Below are 635 nucleotides of genomic sequence, written 5' to 3'. Positions count from 1 at the left end.
TGCAATTGGGCTGCCTCGTGCTCTGCTAGGGTTTTGCTGAAAACGTGGGTGCCATCGTAGCGGGCCACAAAGTAGAGATAGTCGGTTCGCTCAGGCTCCAAAACGGCTTTTAAGCTGGCCAAGCCCGGGCTGGCGATGGGGCCGGGGGGCAAACCCGGGTTGAGGTAGGTGTTGTAGGGAGAGGGGGTACGCACCTCCGCAAGGGTGAGGCGGCGATCTGGGGTTTGCCGGATATTCAAGGCATACTCCAGCGTCGGATCGGCTCCCAGGGGGATCCCTTTCTTAAGCCGGTTCAGAAAGACACCTGCAATCAAAGCGCGTTCTTCCGGCACCACGGCCTCCCGCTCCACAATGCTGGCCAGGGTAACCCACTCGTGCAGAGACAGGGAAGTGGTGTGCTGGCGAAACAGGGGCAGGGCCACCGCGACAAATCGCTGCAGCATGGCGTCGACCACCATCTGGGCCTTTTCCCGATCCGGCAGGGATCCCTCCACCTGTTCGATGGGGAAAAGATAGGTGTCTGGGAACAGGTAGCCTTCTAGTGAGCTCAAGTTGGGGGGCAGCCAGTCGAGGGGGGGAATCACCCGGGTCACGGCAATGAAGGCATCGGCTGCCAGCCAGTTGCGCTGGGCCAG

The 635-nt window shown here is 61.3% G+C and carries 1 protein-coding gene; it reads right to left on the bottom strand.

Annotation, left to right across the window (positions count from 1 at the left end):
• Positions 1-635, bottom strand: a 635-nt coding sequence (gene mltG, locus NW820_RS13295; protein ID WP_414407763.1) for an endolytic transglycosylase MltG, incomplete at both ends; no start/stop codon positions are given.

The sequence above is a fragment of the Synechococcus sp. R55.7 genome (assembly GCF_047461955.1).
In the GTDB taxonomy this organism is placed as follows: Bacteria; Cyanobacteriota; Cyanobacteriia; order Thermostichales; family Thermostichaceae; genus Thermostichus.
The sequence above is the reverse complement of the archived record's forward strand: the minus strand, read 5'-3'. Positions and strand labels throughout refer to the sequence as shown.